The 17086-nt window shown below is 55.8% G+C and carries 13 protein-coding genes and 1 pseudogene; 4 read left to right on the top strand and 10 right to left on the bottom strand.

The window, feature by feature from the left end:
* Nucleotides 1-601 (bottom strand): annotated as a pseudogene (locus J2Y48_RS03370) (hypothetical protein); the annotation flags it as partial.
* A gap of 1092 nt (nucleotides 602-1693) precedes the next feature.
* On the opposite strand from J2Y48_RS03370, the gene J2Y48_RS03375 reads away from it, so the two are divergent.
* The gene (locus J2Y48_RS03375) at nucleotides 1694-2869 is read left to right on the top strand and encodes an integrase arm-type DNA-binding domain-containing protein (RefSeq protein WP_310412736.1); all 1176 of its coding nucleotides are present in this window, start codon (nucleotides 1694-1696) and stop codon (nucleotides 2867-2869) included.
* A 245-nt stretch (nucleotides 2870-3114) separates the two neighbouring features.
* Here J2Y48_RS03375 and J2Y48_RS03380 read toward each other — a convergent pair whose 3' ends face one another.
* Nucleotides 3115-6294 carry a metallophosphoesterase gene (locus J2Y48_RS03380; RefSeq protein ID WP_310412739.1) on the bottom strand — a complete coding sequence of 1060 codons (3180 nt, stop codon included), beginning with the start codon at nucleotides 6292-6294 and terminating at the stop codon, nucleotides 3115-3117.
* 338 nt (nucleotides 6295-6632) lie between these two features.
* Between J2Y48_RS03380 and J2Y48_RS03385 the strand changes: the two genes are divergently transcribed.
* Nucleotides 6633-8000 carry a hypothetical protein gene (locus J2Y48_RS03385; protein ID WP_310412742.1) on the top strand — a complete coding sequence of 456 codons (1368 nt, stop codon included), beginning with the start codon at nucleotides 6633-6635 and terminating at the stop codon, nucleotides 7998-8000.
* A gap of 183 nt (nucleotides 8001-8183) precedes the next feature.
* Here the strand turns inward: J2Y48_RS03385 and J2Y48_RS03390 are convergent, their stop codons facing one another.
* Complete coding sequence (locus tag J2Y48_RS03390; RefSeq protein WP_310412745.1) at nucleotides 8184-8615, bottom strand: aspartyl protease family protein; 432 nt, start codon at nucleotides 8613-8615, stop codon at nucleotides 8184-8186.
* Between the two features lie 96 nt (nucleotides 8616-8711).
* On the opposite strand from J2Y48_RS03390, the gene J2Y48_RS03395 reads away from it, so the two are divergent.
* Both J2Y48_RS03395 and J2Y48_RS03400 read left to right on the top strand, forming a co-directional pair.
* Nucleotides 8712-9038 (top strand): hypothetical protein, encoded by a 327-nt coding sequence (locus J2Y48_RS03395; protein ID WP_310412748.1) that lies wholly within the window; start codon nucleotides 8712-8714, stop codon nucleotides 9036-9038.
* Between the two features lie 326 nt (nucleotides 9039-9364).
* On the top strand, nucleotides 9365-9913 hold the full coding sequence (locus tag J2Y48_RS03400; RefSeq protein WP_310412751.1) for a recombinase family protein: 549 nt from the start codon (nucleotides 9365-9367) through the stop codon (nucleotides 9911-9913).
* A gap of 86 nt (nucleotides 9914-9999) precedes the next feature.
* Here the strand turns inward: J2Y48_RS03400 and J2Y48_RS03405 are convergent, their stop codons facing one another.
* The 7 genes from J2Y48_RS03405 to J2Y48_RS03435 all read right to left on the bottom strand — a co-directional run bounded on the left by J2Y48_RS03405 (nucleotide 10000) and on the right by J2Y48_RS03435 (nucleotide 17064).
* Nucleotides 10000-10923, bottom strand: a complete 924-nt coding sequence (locus tag J2Y48_RS03405; RefSeq protein ID WP_310412754.1) for an NAD(P)-dependent oxidoreductase — start codon at nucleotides 10921-10923, stop codon at nucleotides 10000-10002.
* Between the two features lie 26 nt (nucleotides 10924-10949).
* A complete protein-coding gene (locus J2Y48_RS03410; RefSeq protein ID WP_310412757.1) occupies nucleotides 10950-11405 on the bottom strand; it encodes a carbon monoxide dehydrogenase subunit G in 456 nt (151 codons plus the stop codon).
* Between the two features lie 99 nt (nucleotides 11406-11504).
* Nucleotides 11505-12557, bottom strand: a complete 1053-nt coding sequence (locus J2Y48_RS03415) for a sn-glycerol-3-phosphate ABC transporter ATP-binding protein UgpC (RefSeq protein ID WP_310412760.1) — start codon at nucleotides 12555-12557, stop codon at nucleotides 11505-11507.
* 130 nt (nucleotides 12558-12687) lie between these two features.
* A complete protein-coding gene (locus J2Y48_RS03420) occupies nucleotides 12688-13089 on the bottom strand; it encodes a RidA family protein (RefSeq protein WP_310412763.1) in 402 nt (133 codons plus the stop codon).
* A gap of 191 nt (nucleotides 13090-13280) precedes the next feature.
* Complete coding sequence (locus J2Y48_RS03425) at nucleotides 13281-15665, bottom strand: xanthine dehydrogenase family protein molybdopterin-binding subunit (RefSeq protein ID WP_310412766.1); 2385 nt, start codon at nucleotides 15663-15665, stop codon at nucleotides 13281-13283.
* A complete protein-coding gene (locus J2Y48_RS03430; RefSeq protein ID WP_310412769.1) occupies nucleotides 15662-16183 on the bottom strand; it encodes a 2Fe-2S iron-sulfur cluster-binding protein in 522 nt (173 codons plus the stop codon). The genes J2Y48_RS03425 and J2Y48_RS03430 overlap by 4 nt, the downstream gene beginning before the upstream one ends.
* Nucleotides 16180-17064, bottom strand: a complete 885-nt coding sequence (locus J2Y48_RS03435; protein WP_310414268.1) for a xanthine dehydrogenase family protein subunit M — start codon at nucleotides 17062-17064, stop codon at nucleotides 16180-16182. The genes J2Y48_RS03430 and J2Y48_RS03435 overlap by 4 nt, the downstream gene beginning before the upstream one ends.
* Between the last annotated feature and the right edge of the window lie 22 nt (nucleotides 17065-17086).

Consider the following 17086-nt stretch of genomic DNA (forward strand, 5'->3'; position numbering starts at 1 on the left):
TCTTGGCGTCGATGATGATGGCGCCGTAGACTTCCAGGTTGCTGATCACCGCGTTGTCCTGGGTGACCCGGTAGGTGCCGGTGAACTTGGTCATGGTCGAGCCGGCGGCAATGCCGGTGTTCGAGGCATCCGGGAAGCCGGTGACCGTCGAGGCGGCAGCGGCGGCAGCAGCGGCGGCCGGAGCATCAGCGACGGGCTTCGCCGGAGTGATCAAGGCCGTTTCGTCCTGCGTGTCGGATACGGTCGGCGCGGATACGGTGTCGGTCACCGAACCCGGCTTCGTCGAGGCGAGGTCCGTCGTCGAATCCAGATCGCCCTTCGTGGACGTGGTTTCCGACTTGTCGGACGACGACGAGCCGTTCCAGCCCTTGTCGCTGTCATGGGCGGACCGCAGCTTGTCGAGGGCTGTGCTGAGACGGTCGGCAAAGCTGTTGCCGGCGTCGTTGTTGTGGTCGGTGATCTTCGACAGACGATCGAAAATCTTCTCAAGCGTCAGAGCCGCAGTCTGGCTGTTTTCGTTGATGGCATTGCCGATGAGGTCGACGAGCGTCGTTTCAGCCTGGACTCCGGCTTTGGTTACATCGCGAATGTTGCTTGTCACTGCTTCTTAGCCTTTCTCCCCACCCTAAACCCTTTGGAGACGGTGGTTACTACTTCTATGGGTGCCGGATAATAGTTTTGGTTATTCCGGCGGTACGGCGGGACTAATAGTTCAGCGTTTTCGGAGGCGCAACAGCACTAACCCAATAAAAGAACTGAGAAAAATGGCCTCATTGCTGCCACATTATCCGGATGATCGGAGAACTGTTTTTTGAAATAGTTGCAGAAATCCGGTTTGCCCAAATTGGGGCAACAACCCGGTGCGAATTGCCTGCGGCAACTTATCGATACAACTGAATCCCATGAGCGCCCACTGAAAACATTAGCGTTTTCTGAAAGATGCGGGCCGCGAGATACAAAAATTTCGCGCGGCAGGCGAAAATCAGGAAAAATCTGTGAATATCGCAATTTTACAACCGGAAGCTCGGCATTTGGAGGCGAGCAACCTCAAATTTGTCGAACGGTTTCGCGCTTGCCGGGGACTCTTCCCTATCACTCAACCCGAATCAAAGGGCGGAGCCCACTGATTCGGCCAGCGTCTGCACCGCGCACGGTCGACGGGTCGGTTGATATGCGCCCGCGAGCGGCCAGCGTCTATAAAGAAGCCTGCACGTTGCTACCGCGGCATAGTCGGACGACGCCCCCCGTGCCAGGTGTCAGCTTTCTCAGAAGGAGAAGGTTGCCTACCTTCGTACTGAAAGATCACATCGATCCGAAATGTCATTGCGGGTCTTGATCGCAGGTCGGACGTGCGTGGCTCAGGTCGGCAAATCCCGCATATGCGTGTGGACACTCAGGATAGAGTAACCCGTCCCAACAACTCTAACAGGCTGTTCGCCAGGCCCGCCTTAAAGATGGATCAAAAGCAGGAGTTGCCATCCACCAGATAAGAAGTTTTTGAAATCGGCGCGTCTACTGTGGAAGATGGTGCCCCATGCCGGCATTGAATACTTGTCCAACAAGGTACATTTTTGCTCAATACGATCATAGACTCGCTGATTTTCCTACGATTTCTTGCCATTATGTATCCATCGTAGTACGCCTTTGCTCACCCAAAGCCAAAAGCGAAAGGGGGATCAAAAGGGGGATCAGAATGGCGAGGGCATTGAACAAGCTTTCAGCGTTGGCGGTGAAGAATGCCGGCCCCGGCAAGCATTCGGACGGGGGCGGTCTCTGGCTGTACAAGCGAGAATACGGCCCGGGGCAATGGGTGCTCCGCTATACGATGCACAGCCGGCGTCGAGAAATGGGACTGGGCTCTGTCCAAGACGTGTCATTGAAAGACGCTCGTGAAGCTGCGGACAAATGGCGCAGCGTGCTGACCAAGGGCCTTGATCCGATGAGCGAACGGGAACGCGAGCGGCGGCAGGCCGAAAGGCGCCTTCACCTGTTGGAAGACGTGGCGATTGATGCGTTTGAGAGCCGCAAGGCGGAACTGAAGAACGACGGAAAATCGGGGCGCTGGTTCAGCCCACTGGAAATCCATGTGCTGCCAAAACTTGGCAAGAAGCCTGTGAGCGACATCGATCAGATCGCCATCCGCGATACCCTCTCTCCGATATGGCATTCAAAAGCAGAGACCGCGCGAAAAGCGTTGAACCGCCTCGCCATCTGCATGCGCCATGCAGCCGCCTTGGGTCACGAGGTCGATTTGCAGGCGACCGAAAAGGCGAGAGCGCTTCTAGGCCAGCAGAGGCACAAGCCAGAGAACATACCCGCGCTACCTTGGCCGGAAGTGGCGGCCTTCTATGCTTCTCTTTCAGACGGCACGACGACCCACCTCGCATTGCGGCTTTTGATCCTCACGGGCGTGCGCTCCGCGCCGTTGCGATTTTTGCGCCTAGAGCAAATCGATGACGATGTTTGGACCATTCCCGGCGAAAAGCAAAAAGGGCGCAAGGATAAGACGCCTGATTTCCGTGTGCCTCTTGTGACGGAAGCGCTTGCGATCATTGAACAGGCAAAGGCCTTTGCTCGCGACGGATACCTCTTTGCCAACTCCAAAAAGGGCGTGATCTCTGATGCGACCATGGCGCGGCTTATGGAGCGTCGAGGGATGGCGGCCCGCCCACATGGTTTTCGCTCCAGCCTACGCGATTGGATCGCAGAGGCGACAAGCACTCCGTACGAGGTCGCAGAGACGACGTTGGGGCATATGGTTGGCGGCAAAGTGGAGCGCGCCTATCGTCGCACTGACTTCCTGGAGCAGCGTCGCAACTTACTGGAGGAGTGGGCAAAGCTCGTGTCCACACCCCCGAATGCTGGTTAATTTCGTCTAGGCGTGAGTGCGCCGATCATGAACGAGCCATGCCCCGCTGGTTCAAGGGCTGGCTGCACCCTTTAAAAACAACCTACGCAATTGTTTATATTCAATGTTTTGATAAAAAATAGGAAACGTAGCAACTGCGTAGCAACAATGCTTCTAGTCAGACCGGATGTCTAAAACTTTCCCGGCTTTACGCCAAACCGCAGGCTTATCGCATACCCGACACCCGTTACAGCCAAAGGAGAACATCATACCTCCTCCTTTTGACGGGCGATTTTTAGCATGAGGCTCTCCCGCCGAAGCTTCTCAATCTGCTTCGATTTGTCCCTGTGTAGGTCCGACGGCTTTCCGCCGTGTAGCCGCACGATGGCACCGGCAACATCACTCTGAAGAGCTTCGAAATGTTGCGAGGAGATTTGGTCCATTTTCCTTAGTTCAATGATTTTCCATATAAGCGCTTCCGATAGATATTCGCTCGCGGCCAATTTCTTGATCAAATTCTTCAATACGCTGGGCGTCACAGGTAACTTGAGGTCTGCAATGAGGCAGGAGCGCAGAAACTCGTAAACGAGAGGCTCACCTGAATCGTCGAGCTCAGGCTCTGTCAATTGGAGTTGAAGCTTTTCTGTGCCCATCGCGGCAGAGATCAGTCTGGTTATGCTGGTCGGCATAACCAGTGCGATCTGGCGGCCAAGCTCCTCGTTAGGCATAGCTCGCGGAGCATGAATTTCATACAAGACTCCATTAATTCGCATCTGGCGGTGTTTAGCTAGCTCCTCAACAAGTGACAACGACGATTTAAGCATCAAAGACCAGCCCTTCCACGCAAGCCTAAGATGTCTTTGCTTATCCGAACTATCAATTGTCTCCATATTCTTAACCAAGCCAGAGAATAGGAGAAGACCGACAAGTAACTTATGTCCGGGGTGCTCAATTCTCGGCCTGAATACGACCTGACGATCTTCGTCATCGCGAGGGATTTCCGCCTCAAGCGCCTCATCGCGCTCCTCACGAGATAACGGCTGCCCCATCAAATGCGTTGAAAGCTGGCTCAGCGAAGCCGAATCTCCCTTTCTTGGGAGTTCTAGCGTAGCTAGTTGCGCGGGGTCGAAAGGAGTACCAAGAATTTCCGCCACTTCGTCGATGTTCCGCGCGAATCGTTCGGAAATCAGGTCCACAACCTTCGCGTCGTTACGAATTTTACCGGCATAGTACTGAATTTCATTGATGAAAGAGAGGTAGCGACTGTCATCGAGGACCCACAACTTGAAATCCGGCTCGGCAATCATCTGAATGGCAATGAAGTACTCGAGAACAGCGCGATACCGAAACGCGACGCCGCCATCACTCTGTCGCCGCATGATTCTAGCCTCGAAGAACTCGGCGGCCAGTAGGTCGAGATCTGCCACTAGCCCAACCTTGTCCACATAAGCTTTCATCGCCCCGCGAAACCGCTCAAATTGGGGTGTGTAGCAATTTTCTTTAGCCATCCAGCCAGCAACATGGGCGAGCAATGCGGTCTTGTTGGAGTAGTCGAAAGTCTCTCTCTGACTTTGATCAGCCGAGCTTTTTCGGAGAGTCGCATCCACGAATTGCTCTATAACCACTGAGCGGTTAATCGGTCGAAAATTGCTGTTTTGTTCATAGATAGTCATTAATATAGTTCCATTCGCGGCGGTGAATGGAAGATTAATTCCCGATATTTCAGAATGCAGACGATCAAGTATAGCCTCTACATCTCCGGAGTTGGCGAGTTTTAGCTTGATCAACTGCCGCATTTCCTTGCGCTTTAACTCGCAAAGTTCGACAAACTCAAACCGGACAGGCACTTCAGGCACAACGTGCGCACCGTACGGCGCTGCGGAAGACTTTAGGCTTGAGAGTATATAGCGGCACTTGGGGAACGCGGAGATGAAGTCCCTGATAATGGCCATCCTGCGGCGGTCTGAGAAATCGACATCGTCAATTAGCAGGCAAACCGAGCCAAGTCTAAGTAGGACCTCGGTATCGATCACTTGGCTATCCATATGCGATCGACTTTTCACAACGCGTGTCAGGTGCGCTGCGTTCTGCGCTACTTCGTCGAACGAGATCATGATTGGCAGGCGGGCGAGCTCGTGACTCTCAGCCTTGGCCAAAAGTTCGAGCTGCAACTCGCGCAAAACAGTTGTCCGCCCATATTCTTGCGGACTGTAGACGATGAAATTCGCAGGATCTGTTACAAGTTTCTCGAACGGCAAAGGAGTGTCAAAACGAGCAGCATTCTCTTTTGATGACGCCACTTCAATTTTGTTAAGGCGCGGGGCGACAAAATTCTGACGTCCACCCGCGTCCAGGACGCCCAACTCAACCAGTTCCGCGACAACGCTATTATATGCGGGACCACTCAACTGCTTACGAAACGCTGCGTCGTCCACCGGGCTCGACAGACTCCTCCAGTATTGCCTTGCGTCCTGTGAGTTGTAAAAGCGCCCTCCCCTCACCTTGTCGATGGCATCGTCAAAGCAGTTCCTATCTGGATAATAGCTCCGGAGAATGGCCTCGTAGTAACCTTTTTCCTTCTCGATACATATAAGCCCGTATCCGATATAATAGTCTTTACGGTGAGTGAATATCGCCCCTGCCTGATTGGAGAAAACATTTCCTTCAAATCCAACAATATGCTTGGACGTCGGATCATGCATATGGCCAAAGAGAAATAGATTGGCGTTTCGCTCGACCATCCGTGTCATGAACGCTCTCCCACTTTCCGAAAATACCTCCAGAGGGTGGTGCGTCGTGAATATTCGGAACGAGCCGGGCTTCAATTTATCCATAGCTTCCGCTACCGCGAACTCGGATATCACCATCTTTCCTTCGTCTCGATCAAATGACTTGTGACCGCCAGTCGAGAGAATAGATGAATTGAAGATGACAACGTCGGTATTCAAAGCTTCAATGTGGTATACCGCGCAGAATATATTCTGAAATACGAGCGAGCTTTTCGACAGATAGTCTTCAAGTTCGAGATAACTATCGAACTTTGCTTTATGAGCCGTAGTAAAGTTTCCTGCGTCATATGCAGCGTTTATTTCGTCAAGATTATTTGACTGCGACTGCCATGTTAGGTGGCTATCGAGAAAATTATCGATCGCGTCACGTTCCACGTCGTGGTTGCCGGGGACAATAAACATTCGCTCGTGTGAGGTGTTCGTAACTTTCTGCAGTGGCTCCAACAGAAAATCGTAGGCTTCCGCGTGACTGTCGCTCGGCGGCGCCTGCGTAAGATCTCCGCCAAAAACTACAATATCGGGCTTTCTGTGCCCGATGCAGAGGGTCTTTAGATCATCTAGGAGCGCCCTGACCACCATCTCTTGGTCTCGCTTGCGCTTCGCGGAGAAATGAAAGTCACTAACATGAAGGATGGTAATGCGTTCCGGCGATGCCATGCGTTTTCCGTACTTTATGTCACTCATATCGGCGGCCCTTTCAAGGACCGCGTACGGGCGCAATACTGCCCGACGCGCGATTAGAAGACGTGGACTGACCAAAAAATGTTCTTCACATGTTCTGCATGCCCACATCACCTGTCAATATTACGATCCAGCAATCATCAGTTGCCAACAACGAAATTCGCCGCCTGTGAGGAAAGGTAGTTATTGAACTCAGGTTGAACACAGTCTCGACCTCTCCGCATGCGGCCTGTTTTGCCATAACGGTTTTTCAGGCTTTCTTCCGATAGAAGCTGTCCTTATAGGACGCACAAATGCCATCCATCAGGTGAGTTATGATCCAGACTTCCGGAACGGCCGTAATCGAGCATCGCGACAGCGGCCGGATCTACGAGATACCAAATGGCGATATCCAGTGGGAGGATATGGATACTTATGAGCGAGACATGGGACCGGAGGTCCTTTGGGTTGCTCGTGTTTATCACGATGAACTTGGTGAACTAACATGGTCACTTACGGAGTATCCGGAAGGCGCGATATCGGGCACACCCGAAGCCGATGTAAACGGGCACGTTCTTCGAAATGATTTTAGCTTTGAGATCGCCTATGACGAACCAGATCCCGATCCCGACGACTACGTTTTCGACAATGTACCATCATCAGTTTCCGCTGCTGACGCGCGGGAGATGAGAGAGTGGTTCCACGCCAACTACGAAGATCCAGCAAATTCCCTCCCTTATTCTTCAGCCGATGGTGGCTACCAGTGGGTGAACGGGGGGCCATATTCGCCGTTAGAGGCGCTCCAAGAAGAATTTGATTCTGCCTTCAGCTTCGAATCTATCGAAGCGATAGCTCAGACTATTGTTGACGAAGATGGCACATACGAGTGGTCGCCCAGACAGACGACGGAATCTGCTGAAGAACGCATCGTTAGATTAGCCTCCAGACTCGACCGTCACCTGCCATTGGCGGAACGCCTTGTTCTGAACGAAGAGACAGGTGCATTCCGAGCCGTAGCGACCTTAGCCGCCAAACAGGATCTACTGAAGGCGACCCTTGTTCAGATTCGTGACGCCCTCGATGATTGTGTGGCATTGCAATCTAACGGTTTGGCAGAGCACGATCACGAAGTCCGGAAGCTTCGCCGCATGCTCGCAAGTTATGCGGAGAACCCTCAACGCATTGAGATGGATGTGACCTCCGTCCATAGAAGCATCTCCGCAAAGATCCGCAAGGAGGAGCTGCCACGTTCTGAAGCGATTGAAGATCTACTATACGCCCTCGACGACGCAGCGCGGGGGATTCGGGCGACAGATTCGAACATTGCGGAAAATCGAAGGATCCTGCAATCCGCCGATCTAAACAAGCTCTCGAACGAGAACGTCCAAACGATCATCAAAGCTGCTCCGGTTCTGGAAGCCATCACCGAAGGCGAACTCCAACTGCAAATGCAGGACGATATCGCCATTCTTGCAGAGTATGATGGTCAATTAGGTGGCGTGAGCCGACGTGATGGATTCGGTCACGATGAGATTGTACGGGTCGTCGGTCGGGCTGCTCGAATGGTTTTGGCCATAAAAAATGCTCCCAAGATTGTCGGCAATCTAGAGGCAAACCATCTGGTGAAGGCAGCGGGCGTGCTCACTACTCTGTACGGGATAATTGAAATCGGGATAAAAGCCTTCAGCTTTTTCTTCGCCTGAAGCTAAAGGCTGTCTACGCGATCTCTGAGACTCATTGAAAATCTCAAATCTTGAAGCCTTCCATGATCGGGCTCCGAACAGGGGTCCCAGACCGCGTTTCCATTGCCAGTTCGCAGCTGCCGTCGCGCGCCGCGAAACTGGAAGGTCGCACGCCTTGGTTTTCTGACTGGTAGCTTTTGGAAGCTATGACGAGGACGTGGGCGGTGATGCAACTCGATCTGCGAACAACTCGAAATAGCTCTCGTTTCGCGGGTTCAGGTGCAGAATACCCAACTCAAGCAGGGGTACACCGAGTATTGCTTGATAGGTTCTTCCACTTAAGTCGATCCCGGTGACCTCAATCTCTGACGCAGCCTGAATGACGGGAAACTCGATGATCACCCGGTAGCGGTGAAAATTCTTCTCGCCATGAACCGTGCGAACACGGTGCATCTCGCCGGTTCGGGGACAACCAAGGTTCTGCAGTAACGTTTCATCTAAAGCCTGCAGATCAGCTCCGGTGTCTATTAGGGCTTTCGCGTGGTATCCCCTACTTCCAAAGCCAAAATCTACGCTCATCATCGGGAAGCGCATAAAACCTTCATCACGAGTCTCCAACTGCAAAGGTATTCTCATCAAGTCCCCCTGTGGCTGAGTGCCGACAAATTTGCACGGTTTAGCGTGCGGGACAACTGAACGCATACATCAGCTCGTTTGGTGTTCGGTCTCACGATGGATCGCGTCGGCGAGCGTCACATTCGAGGAGGTCGACGGCGCCGCTCCTCTTCGAAATTTTCGTTTGTTGACTCGAAGGACCGCTCATGGGTGCAGGTGTCCGACGCGATGGCTGGCCTTCTCGGGAAATTCTTTGACTTTGTGCATCGAAACTCGTCGACCGATCTCGCCGGGGCAAAAGCGACTTTCAGTGATCGACAGAAGCGCGGCCTCGAAACGCTGATCCGCTTGATTGGCCGATCGATAAAAGAATGCCCCGCTTTTGTTCACTACGTGGTGTCGCCGGAGGATCAACAACGACGGGTGAGCTTGCTCGGCTTTTAGCCGCCATCACCGTTGGATCGTGAGCGACCGCTTCTGAACTTGGCGCGGCGAGTCCGGGAACGGCTTTCTTGGGGGCCACCCCTCCTTCACCTACGTTGATTCTCCGCGTTAACTGCGGGCCGCGATTTCGGTCGGAACCGGCTTTCATAAACGCTTAGGAACCGTAATTTGCGCAATGCCGCCGTTTGCCTCATTCGCAGCCGCGCTGTCCCTTGAGGGTATACCCTGCCGTGACACGCGGCGGGGTTACAGGCGCTATGTAACATCTGGGTTGACAGCGGCTATTTGTGACAGGGTAGCTTCGGGCCTAAAGCTTGAGGTTACACATGGCACGCATCGGTTACGCACGCGTCAGCACGGCTGATCAGGATTTGCAGATTCAACTTGATCGCCTTCGCGCAGAGAGGTGCGACATCATCCGTTCCGAAAAAATATCGGGCGGCAGCCGCGAGGGGCGCGCCGAACTCGCTACGGTGATTGAGTTTCTGCGCGCCGGCGACGAGCTTCTGGTGACGAGGCTGGACCGGCTGGGACGCGACACGCGCGACGTTCTGAATATCGTGCATGAATGCCAGCAGCGCGGGGCATTCGTAACAGTCCTTGACCCGCATGTTTCGACACGCGGGGAGATGGGTCATATCGTTTTGACCGTGCTCGGGATGGTCGCCCAGATGGAGCGGCGCTTCATTAAGGAACGCCAGCGTGAAGGTATCGAGAAGGCCAAGGCTGCGGGCGCTTACAAGGGTGCGAAGGCTCGACTGGACCACGAGCTAATCCGGCGCCTTTACTCCGATGGCGTCGGCCCATCTGAAATCGCCAAAGCAGCCTATTGCTCTCGAATGCAGGTCTATCGCATATTGCGATCAATCAAGTAGCAAAGCTTTTCAAAAGCAGTCCTTTATCAGGTATGGTTGCGGAATTGGGGAGTCCAAGCACTCATAAGGCCAGAATTAAAACCCTCTCAAGTTGGAGGGGCTCGGGTCACATGGCTGTCCAAATGAAGCATATAGTAGACACGACATAGTGCTTGGGTACCTTCTTCTCCGAAGCCGCCTTCCATGAGCTTATCGTAAAGAGCGTGGGCCAGCGCCAAGCCTGGCAGATCAAGCCCCATACGCGCAGCCTCATCCAGCGCGATCTTCATGTCTTTGGCGAAATGATGGACGAAGAAACCCGCCGCGAAGTCTTCGCGGATCATCTTCCGCCCCAGTCCGTTCAACAGAAAACTCGATGCAGCCCCGGTTCCTATGACCTCCAACACAAGATCAGGATTCAGGCCGGCCCGATTGGCATAGGTAACGCTCTCCGCCACAGCGACCATTGTCGATGCGATTGCTATCTGATTTGCCATCTTAGTGTGTTGGCCGGTACCAGCCGCCCCCATCCGAACGATGTTGCTCCCGATCGCCTGCAGCAGCGGCAAAACCTGGTCGAACGCTGTCTCGTCACCGCCGACCATAACTGCGAGCTTGGCATCCCGCGCGCCGATATCCCCACCCGAGACCGGCGCATCTAGTGCGGCGATTCCACGCTTTGATGCGGCGTCTGCGATGCGCACCGCCAAAGCCGGGCTTGAAGTGGTCATGTCGATGAGCACTGTGCCAGGCCGGGCTCTGTCGACAATTCCGTCCGCTCCGAGATAGATGGCTTCTACGTCGGCGGGATAGCCGACGATGGTGATCAGGACATCGCTGACCGCTGCGACAGCCCCAGGGTGATCGTGCCAGATTGCACCGGCTTCAATGAGGGGCAGAGCCCTGGACTGCGTACGGCTATGGATGTGGAGCTCACAGCCAGTGGCAAGGATATGGCCGGCCATGTACCGGCCCATATTGCCGAGCCCGATGAAGCCCACCTTCGGTTGCGCATTGCCAGATGAAGTCATAGTCGCGCCTTCAAATATATGAACTACTAGTTATCGCTTTTATTCGAAACGAGCTGGCTGAAATCCTCGAAGAATTTCCTTGTCAGCTTTGTCGCCGTCGTATCGAGTAATCTCGCTCCAAGCTGGGCTATCTTGCCGCCAACGTCGACACGCGCCTCATACTCGAGAATGGTATGGCCAACGGGCTCTTCCCTGAGCTTCAGGTGGGCTGCGCCCTTAGCCATGCCCGCGACCCCTCCCTTTCCCTCTCCGCTCAAGACATAGCCGTTTGGTGGATCGAGGTCGCTCAACGTCACCTCGCCGGCAAAGCGAGCCTTGATCGGCCCGATCTTGAGCAGCACTTGCGCGCGTAGCTCGGTTTGGGAAATCATTTCCAGTTCCTCGCAGCCTGGAATGCACTGGCGCAAAATCTCCGGATTGTTGAGCGCCTCCCAAACCAACCGACGATCCGCTGGGATCGCCACCGAATCCTTCATTTGCATCCCGAATCTCCATTTTAGAATGCTCCGGTAGAGGAGCCTGACTCGACAAAGCTGGCGAAAGTCGTAGCCGGGATGATCCTCGGCCCAGACATGGGGAAGCTAGTTAATGCGTCGCCCGGAAGTTTCGAAAAGATGAACCTTTTCAATGTCTGGAACGATGAAAACCTGATCTCCATAGCCAAGGGACAGGCGTTCGCGGAACGCCCCTACGATCTGCTGGCCGCCTAGTTTCAGAATGACATGCGTCTCGGCGCCCGTTGGCTCTACCTGCTCGACAGTGGCCGGTATTCCGCTATCGGCCAGCGTCAAATGCTCAGGACGTATCCCGTAGGATGCCGGCACGTCCTTGGCAGGCAAATCCCTGGCCACCACCGGAAGCAGCAGTCCCTCAGCCGTTCTGAATCCGGACTTCGTCAGCGTACCTTCGATGAAATTCATGGATGGCGACCCGATGAAACCGGCTACGAAACGAGTCTTTGGTCGGTCATACAGTTCGAGAGGAGATCCGATCTGCTCGATCAGGCCGGCATGCATGACGACGATCTTGTCCGCCATGGTCATCGCTTCTATCTGATCGTGCGTAACGTAGATGATCGTGCTCCCGAGGCGGCGGTGCAGGTCCTTGATCTCCGAGCGCATCTGGACGCGCAGTTTCGCGTCGAGGTTTGACAGCGGCTCATCGAAGAGGAAAACCTTGGGGTCGCGCACGATGGCACGCCCCATCGCAACCCTCTGCCTCTGTCCGCCCGACAGTTGCTTGGGTAAGCGATCAAGCAGTTCGTGGAGCCCGAGAATCTGGGCAGCCGCGTCGACCTTCCTATCGATTTCCGCTTTCGGCAGGCCTGCCAGCCGCAAAGAAAAGCTCATGTTTTTGGAGACTGTCATGTGGGGGTAAAGCGCATAGTTCTGGAAGACCATCGCGATATCCCGAGCTTTCGGAGGCAATTCATTGACGATGGTGTCGTCGATGCGGATTTCTCCTGCGTTCGTACGTTCCAGACCCGCGATCATGCGCAACAATGTCGACTTCCCGCATCCGGAAGGGCCGACCAATATAACAAATTCTCCATCGTCGATATCAACCGACAGGTCTTTTAGGGTCTCAACTTGACCGTAGAATTTTCTGATATTCCTGATGGAGACGCTTGCCATATCAACCCTCTTGTAGGGATCTGTGAAACACGTCGATGGGTTGCCGCCCGGCTTCTCGCGAATTATGCGAGGCAACTCACAACGAAAGCCTGTGCCTGAAGCCAACTGCGTGTTGGCTTCAGGCAGGATGTCAATCCGGAATACCGGCGATGACTTCGATCTCGATGATGTAACCCGGAGCAAGCTTGGCCACCTGGAAGGTCGAGCGTGCGGGCTCCTTGCCCTTGGGGAAGAATTCGCGATAAACGACGTTGAAATCATCGAAGTCATTGCGATCCATAAGGAAGCACGACGTTTTCAGGACCATGTCCATCGAGGTTCCGGCTGCTTCGAGCACAGCCTTGATGTTCTCGAGGACTTTACGGGTTTGCGGCTGGATGCCTCCTTCCACGGGTTGCCCGGTGGCTTCATCCTGGGCCAGTTGGCCCGACAGAAAGACGAGATTCCCGAATTTCACCGCATGAGGGTAGGGCAATCCCCAGTCGACGATGCCTTCGGCGTTGATTGGGGTGCGCTGGGTCGAAGTGCTCATCTTGTTCCTTTCACTGGTTGTGGAGCAGCCACTCTCCGGACTCTCCGGTTTGTGCGCGTGCGCCTGGACTTCAATCTGTTAGCGCCCGGCGAAACGCCGAGACGGAACTCGCACGAGGCCGCCATAGCCGAGCGACGGGGCGTCATCGATGCGCCTAATCTCGGCGCATCCGGCATTGCCCGGCGCAGTTTTCATGAATTTGCGTGAGAATGCGCGGCGCGAAGGGCCGCCAGCACTCGCGAGGGTGTCATCGGCAGTTGGTCCAACCGAGCGCCAACCTGCGCCAGTGCATCCTGCACCGCAAGTGCCACGCTTGCGACCGCGCCTTGCACCGGTCCCTCCGCCATTCCCTTGATCCCGTTGGGCGTGTTCGGGTTCCGGGTCTCGACGTGCGTGACCTCGATCCTCGGCACGGTGTCCATGGTGGGAAGGAGATAGTCCGCAAGCGTCGCGCTCACATTCATGCCCTGCTCGTCGTAGTGAATTTCCTCCAGCAGCACCTGGCCGATACCCAGGGCGACTCCGCCATGAACCTGTCCATCTACGATCATAGGGTTGATTAAGGTCCCGGCATCTTCGAGCACCTGATATTTCATGATTTCCACCCCACCGGTCTCCGCATCGATCTCCACCCGGCAAAGATGCGTCGCATTGGAGAACGTCATGAAGGGAGGATCATATGTGCTGTGGACCTCCAGACCCGGCGGCGTCCCTTCCGGCAGGCTGGTCGGATCGTTGTAGGCAATCCGAGCAATTTCGCTCACCGGGAGGGAGACAGTCGGATTGTCAGTGGCGACCACCGTATCCTTCACGATGCGCAGGCTCTCCGCAGGTCGCTGCAACAGGTGCGCCGCGATCTTGAGGACTTTTTCCCGGAGTTCCATTGCCGCCAGATAAGCGACCCCGTGCCCCGCCGCCGCACCGCGAGAACCGCGGCTGCCCATTCCGTAAGGCGCGATATGCGTGTCGCCGAGCCGCACATCGACATTTGCTGGGTCGCTGCCGAGCGCTTCGGCAACTACCTGTGCTACCGAAGTCTCGTAACCCTGGCCCGTCGCCACGATGCCCGCCATCACGTTGATCGTGCCGGTGGGCTCGATCTTCACGGTCGCGGCCTCGTGGCCGCTGCCATCGTCGCCCGAGGCTTTGTACCAGGCCGAGCCGTAAGTTGTGGGTTCGACCACGCTTGCGATACCCAAGCCTAGGAGGCGGCCCTTTTCGGCGGCGCGCGCCTGTTCGTCGCGAAATGCTTTCACGTCGAATTCAGCCAATGTCTGGTCAAAGCCTTCACGCAGCGTCAGGGCCTCGTACAGATAGCCGGGCGCGGACTGGTAAGGCTGGTCGTCCAGCGCAATCATGTTCTTGCGCCTGACCTCGAAAGGATCCAGCCCAAGCTCTTCCCCAACCCGGTGCATCATGCCGTCCGTTGCCCAGGTAACGATGGCCATCGGTGCGCGAAGTGTACCGGCTGGACATTTGTTTGTTATGGCAACATTGATCGTGTATTCGTAGTGATCGATCTTATAGGCTCCGAGCAGAAGCCAACCCACAACGTGGATAATGTAGCTGGGCGGATAGAAGGCGTAAGCACCGAAGTCCGCCCACAGATCTGCGCGGACGCCAAGAATGGTACCGTCATTTAGTACTGCGACCTCGACGGAGACCGCATCATCGCGGGCGTGATTGGAAGCCGTGAGATTCTCGAGCCGGTCCTCCACCCACTTGATCGGCCTTTTCAGCCGCATCGACATGGCCGAGACCGTGAATTCTTCCCGGAAAAGCGGAAGCTTCAGCCCGAAGCCTCCGCCCACGTCAGGCGAGATAACCCTCACCTTGTTCTCGGAAAGGCCGAGACGGGAGGCAAGCGTGGTTCGCAGGATATGGGCTGTCTGCGCCGCACCGTAGTAGGTCAGTTCCTCACGACCGTCATCCCAAACCGCCACAACCGACCGTGTTTCGATGGGAACGTGAGTGAGGCGCTGCGTCCTGAACTTCGCCGTAACGACCCGATCGGCCTTGGCGAAGGCCGCTTCAACGTCGCCATATCGGCGCGTTTCGTGCGTGTGCATATTCGATGGGAGTTTCTCATCCACAAGAGGCATGCCCGCGTCGGCAGCATGATACATGTCGAGAACGGGCGGCAATACTTCCCAGTCCACCTCGACCAGATCGACGCCGTCCTCTGCGACATAGCGGTCGACCGCCACGACGCATGCGACGGGATCGCCAGCAAAGCGCACCTTGTCCACCGGCAAGGCGTCCATCTCCATCGGTGGCGCGCCCTCCTGGCGACAAACGAATGGAGTTGTGAATTCGGCCAGCTCACGCCCTGTAACCACGGCAATGACGCCTGGAAGCTTCAGCGCCGCCTCCGCGTCGATCGATTTGATCCTGGCATGAGCATGGGGGCTGCGTACGAACGCCGCGTGCAACATACCCGGGAAAACCATATCGTCGGTGAAGCACCCCTTGCCGCGGACGAACCGGCGATCTTCCTTGCGCGGAGTGCTTTGGCCGATGAATTTCGGCTCTTCGGGAGTTGCCGTCCTGGCCTCCATATTCGCGGAATTGCTCACAATTCACCTCCTTCCGCCTGCAGGGCGCCAAGCTCAGATGCGGCCTGGTGTACCGCGCGAACGATGTTGGTGTAGCCGGTACAGCGGCAGACAGACCCCGAGAGATGCTCGCGGACCTCATCCTCGCTCAACGGTCCCGCATCGGGGCCACGTTCATCGAGATAGGCAATCGTGCTTATAACGAAGCCGGGCGTGCAGAACCCGCATTGCAGCGCGTGCTGCTCATGAAAGGCACGCTGCACCGGGTGCAGGGAGCCGTCGGGCCGGGATACACCCTCGATGGTGGTGATGGTTCGGCCGTGTGCCTGAACGGCGAGCATTAGGCACGAACGCGCCGGACGGCCGTCGACTAGCACGGTGCAGGCACCACACACACCCTGCTCGCAGCCGACATGGGTTCCGGTCAATGATAGGTCTTCCCGCAGGAAGTCGCACAGCAGCTTTCTGTCCGGTACGGAGCCCACAACGGTTTCCCCGTTGACCACCATTTCCACCTTTCTTGAGTCCGCACTTGTCATTGGCTCCCTCCTTGCGCAGCGACGAACGCCCGTTCGTGGGCCAGCGGCAGGGTTCGCTTGATAAGCGCCCTTGCAATGTCGCGGCGATCCGCTATTTCGGCTCGCCCGTCCGTCATCGGTTCGATTTCAGCAGAGATCGCATCGGCGATCCGGGTCATCGTCGCTTCGTTTGCCGGCTCTCCGGAAAGCTGCTCGGCAACCTTCGATAGGAATGGCCGATCCGAAACGCCACACAGTCCGATTCGGGCCGTATCGAAGCGGCCGTCCCTGACGCTGACCAAAGCTGCAACGCCCACGATGCAGAAATCACCCTTGCGGCGCGAGAACTCCATGAAGGCGGAGCCGCTATGTCGGTCGGCCAGCGGGAAAGCCAGGCTGGTCAGAATTTCGTCTTCGGCGAGTTCGGTTTGCAGCGCGGAATGGAAAAACTGATCGGCCTTGACGGTGCGTGTCCCACGTACGCTGCTCAGCGTCATCTCCGCGTCGAGCATGACCGAAGCCAGGGGAAACTCGGCTGTCGGGTCGGCGAGCGACACCGAGCCGCCGATGGTGCCTCGCTCACGGATGGGAATGTGACCGATGTTCGACGCCATTTCGCTCAGCAGCGGGGCTACGCGGCGAACGACGGGGCTCGTCTCGATTGTGCGGTGTGTAGTCGTCGCACCCACGACCAAATGGGTGTCGGTCAGCTTCACGCCGGACAGAGAGTCCAAGAACCTTAGATCCACGAGATGATCCGGGCGCGCGATGCGGAGGTTCATCATCGGCAGAAGGCTTTGCCCGCCGGCGGTTATTTTAACGTCTCCCTCGAGTTCATCGAGCAGTTGCACAGCTTTCTCAAGGCTGGTGGGAGCATGATAGACGAAGGGCGCAGGTTTCATTGGTTTTCCTCGCTTGTTACGA

Origin of the sequence: Mycoplana sp. BE70 (genome assembly GCF_031455855.1) — a bacterium.
Classification (GTDB): Bacteria; Pseudomonadota; Alphaproteobacteria; order Rhizobiales; family Rhizobiaceae; genus Mycoplana.

What these genes read in the sequence shown, in the direction of transcription:
- J2Y48_RS03415 (WP_310412760.1), bottom strand. Translation starts at nt 12,557, where the DNA reads ATGGCAAGCGTCTCCATCAGGAATATCAGAAAATTCTACGGTCAAGTT.
- J2Y48_RS03430 (WP_310412769.1), bottom strand. Translation starts at nt 16,183, where the DNA reads ATGACAAGTGCGGACTCAAGAAAGGTGGAAATGGTGGTCAACGGGGAA.
- J2Y48_RS03420 (WP_310412763.1), bottom strand. Translation starts at nt 13,089, where the DNA reads ATGAGCACTTCGACCCAGCGCACCCCAATCAACGCCGAAGGCATCGTC.
- J2Y48_RS03375 (WP_310412736.1), top strand. Translation starts at nt 1,694, where the DNA reads ATGGCGAGGGCATTGAACAAGCTTTCAGCGTTGGCGGTGAAGAATGCC.
- J2Y48_RS03390 (WP_310412745.1), bottom strand. Translation starts at nt 8,615, where the DNA reads ATGAGAATACCTTTGCAGTTGGAGACTCGTGATGAAGGTTTTATGCGC.
- J2Y48_RS03380 (WP_310412739.1), bottom strand. Translation starts at nt 6,294, where the DNA reads ATGGCATCGCCGGAACGCATTACCATCCTTCATGTTAGTGACTTTCAT.
- J2Y48_RS03435 (WP_310414268.1), bottom strand. Translation starts at nt 17,064, where the DNA reads ATGAAACCTGCGCCCTTCGTCTATCATGCTCCCACCAGCCTTGAGAAA.
- J2Y48_RS03395 (WP_310412748.1), top strand. Translation starts at nt 8,712, where the DNA reads ATGGATCGCGTCGGCGAGCGTCACATTCGAGGAGGTCGACGGCGCCGC.
- J2Y48_RS03400 (WP_310412751.1), top strand. Translation starts at nt 9,365, where the DNA reads ATGGCACGCATCGGTTACGCACGCGTCAGCACGGCTGATCAGGATTTG.
- J2Y48_RS03410 (WP_310412757.1), bottom strand. Translation starts at nt 11,405, where the DNA reads ATGCAAATGAAGGATTCGGTGGCGATCCCAGCGGATCGTCGGTTGGTT.
- J2Y48_RS03385 (WP_310412742.1), top strand. Translation starts at nt 6,633, where the DNA reads ATGATCCAGACTTCCGGAACGGCCGTAATCGAGCATCGCGACAGCGGC.
- J2Y48_RS03405 (WP_310412754.1), bottom strand. Translation starts at nt 10,923, where the DNA reads ATGACTTCATCTGGCAATGCGCAACCGAAGGTGGGCTTCATCGGGCTC.